Annotated in this window: 2 protein-coding genes; both read left to right on the top strand. The window is 35.4% G+C overall.

Features of this window, described 5'->3' with window-relative positions:
* The coding region (locus tag ACY10D_RS01230) for an Rpn family recombination-promoting nuclease/putative transposase (protein WP_486998995.1) at positions 1-867 on the top strand (867 nt) is incomplete at its 5' end.
* A 1,112-nt stretch (positions 868-1,979) separates the two neighbouring features.
* Positions 1,980-2,393 carry a hypothetical protein gene (locus tag ACY10D_RS01225; RefSeq protein WP_486998994.1) on the top strand — a complete coding sequence of 138 codons (414 nt, stop codon included), beginning with the start codon at positions 1,980-1,982 and terminating at the stop codon, positions 2,391-2,393.
* Positions 2,394-3,385: the final 992 nt, after the last annotated feature.

Raw genomic sequence — 3,385 nt, 5'->3', positions numbered from 1 at the left:
GAAAAAAGCAAAGCAAAGGCATTACTGAAACAGATATATTCAAAGGAGTTGGTGAGCAAGCTTGATTTAAAACATTTGAAGCAAGTGCCGACTGAATTTATACAGCACAACTTGCGTAAAGTGGTCGGTGATGTGCTGTATATGACTAAGCTTAACGGTAAAGATGTATATATTTATCTTCTTTTTGAACATCAATCAAGCAGTGACGAGCTAATGGCGTTTAGGCTGTTGTTGTATGTGATTCAGATCATGCAACAGCATGTGCAGCAGGAAAATGATAAGTTGCCTATTGTTTTGCCATCAGTGATCTATCACGGCACAGAGTCACCGTATCCTTACTCTACCAACTTGATGGACTGCTTTGCGGATAAAGAAATAGCCCAAGAATATATGTTCAAGTCATTTAACTTGCTAGATTTAACCGTCATGAGCGATGGTGATTTAGGCAAATTTGATGCGAATTTAGTCTTTGAATATATGCTTAAACACAGTCGTGATAATTTAGCAGACAAGATGATAGAATGGCTGTTACAGTACCCACATCAAGCGATTTATTTCATAAAATCTGGCAATAATTTGTTAAATCAAGTATTCTCATATATAGAAAGTCGCAATGATGTTGACAGTGAAGCGATAGACAAGTTAATCGATGTTATTAATGAGAATACAGGTGGTGAGTTTATGAATTACCTAGAAAGACGAGAGGAAAAAGTTAAGCAAGATACTTTGCTACAAGGCAAACAAGAAACAGCACGTAACTTGTTAGGCATGGGTTTGTCTAATGAGCAAATTGCACAAGCTACTAATCTTGATCTTAATACTGTCCTTAAGCTAAAAAAAGAAATTAGCACTAAGACGAAACATTAGCCTTAAAGATTTGGGACAAAAGTCCCACTTCGGGTTAAACTTTAGTCAAAAACATGTCTCGTGCGATAAGAGATAATCTGTAAATATTTTGGTATAAACTGAGCGCAAAACCTTATTTAAAAGCATCTGAAAAATATTTACAAAACAACTGAAATCCATATTAAACAATAGATTTTAAAAATGCAGTCAATCAAGATTCAGTCCAAAATTCCCACTTCGGTATGAAATATAACCTTAAAAAGCTGTTGTGCTAAAGGGTGAAATCTGTAAATTTTTTCAAATACCCCTTGGTCGGTCTACTCACCCATAGCCCGTTGTTAAGGTACGTGCTTTCACAGACCACCCTGACTATTTTCGCTTGAAATATATCCAATAATATTGCTAAAACGGGCTATGTGGAAGAAGTGACAAAAATGCAAGATCAGAATTTAAGCAGCCTGTTTTCTTACCACAATCGTGGTTGCAAAACAGGAAATGAGGCAGTTAAATCTTAGGTGCTAAGATTCAGTGATGCATTAACCTCTGTTGCTCTGGCACGGTTTTAGTCCATTCGTTTAAAAAGCAATCAATATAAGGGTCTATTGCTCTACCCCAAGTAATGTAAAGTGGTTGAATAGTGTAAACTCCTGAACTTGCGCTATGGGCTAGTCTGACTGTAAATAATACAATAGGTGGAAATTACCGCTAAAAATACCCATTTTTAACCTCATTGGAAGAACCCCCAAAAATGGGGATTGTTTTTTGTTCAGTGCGCCTTAAGTTAAAAATATGATAAACCACCCATAATTTAATGCCACAAGTACAAATAATAATCATAATTAATATTTAAAAACATAAAATCGCCAATAAATTCGATTTAAGCGTATTTTTTATTGATTTTGAACAATTGCATTGGCATATTAGAGATAATTAAACAGCGCTCAAATATGGAAGCTGAAATTTTGATCAAAATTGCTAAAAAAATGGATTTATAGGCTTATTTTGAAAATTTAAGGAAAAAAACGCCCGCGCTAGCAGCCGAAAACCGTAAAGATTTTTTCTAAACGCATATTTGGTCGTAATCGGACATCAAAAAAAATAATATTCAGTTAAGTTAGAGGGAGTGAGCTCGCGTGAAACTAAAATTAAATATACAACGTGATATTCACGATAAAATCAAGCTTCAAGGTAGTAAGCTAATATTACCAATGCACCTTGAAAATATTGAAGTCTACAAAGACGTTACCTTATTTGAGCCAGATGACAGAAAATACGTTGTCGCTATTCATCATCATATAGACGATGACTTATATGCAGCCGTGTACTTTTACTTTAACGATGGTAGTCATGCCAGAAAAGCAAGGTTCATGATCAACTATTGTTTAGACAACCGTAAAACTCAACTTGTCATTGATCATGCTGTAATCATTGAGGTTGAAAACTACAATGATATGGCATTACCACGTCATCAAGTGACGCATCATAATTTGCTAACAAGAGAAAGGCAGACTTTTAGTAATCCATTTCAGCGTGAGAGTGTGGCTTAGGTAGAGATGACCTTGCATTTTTAGCCAACTGAAAATATTGGACAAATCGGCTAAGTTGCTATTAAGTGTTCTTGGCGGAGCCACCATAACTGACAAAATCAATGATAATTAAATGTGAGTTTAAACTCACGCCAAGCCCTATATCATATAGGCTTGCGCTATATTATATATTGTTGTCAATGACAGTGTAATTGTCGTTGATGCTAAGTAGGTTTTCTTCGCTGAGCCGCCACAATAGCATAATTCCAGATAGCACTGGTTTTTCCCAAAAATCACCTTAACGCTATATTTTATATGGCTTTGATTGCTATTGGTTATTTTTAAACTGATCGCCTAGTCATTATCTGATTAGCTCAATAATACCTCTGTGGAAGAAGTGACAGGAATGCAAGATCATCTTTTAAACAAAACATTAGAAATCGCTTATGGAATATGGGCTAGAGGGCGATTTTTAAATCACTATGACCGATTTACTGACGTATTCCGACTACGCTATGGGTTCCCTGCACAGCCCTCCAATTTTCCCTGTTTTGAAACAAAAAAATCACTCAACACCATGTACAGTAAGGCTTTAAGCAAACGGCTATTTTTTGTTAAAACGGTAATATTCTGTCGAGATGTCCTAATATTGCACGTATCCGGTCTTAATGGTTATCGATAATTAATTCAAACAAAGGCAATATATCTGATTTAGTCAAGGTGCTATTTATCAAGGGGAGGGAAGGGAGATGTAAGACACCTTGACTAATGACCCTAAGTATAGACTGCTAAAGATTAACAGCAACTTAATACAGCAATTTTTTTAATTTTCTTATCACCTTACCCATTATTCATACACTCAGCATTATAGGAAACCGCACATGAGATACAAAAAACCAAAAGATAATCGCCTAACACACGTCAAAAAAGCTAACGACGGGAGTGTTCATAAAACTGTGTCAATTTAAATTTAATATTGATGTAGTGTGTTATTGCTAGAATAAACAGAGCAA

This window comes from Cysteiniphilum sp. (genome assembly GCF_057495195.1).
The sequence above is the reverse complement of the archived record's forward strand: the minus strand, read 5'-3'. Positions and strand labels throughout refer to the sequence as shown.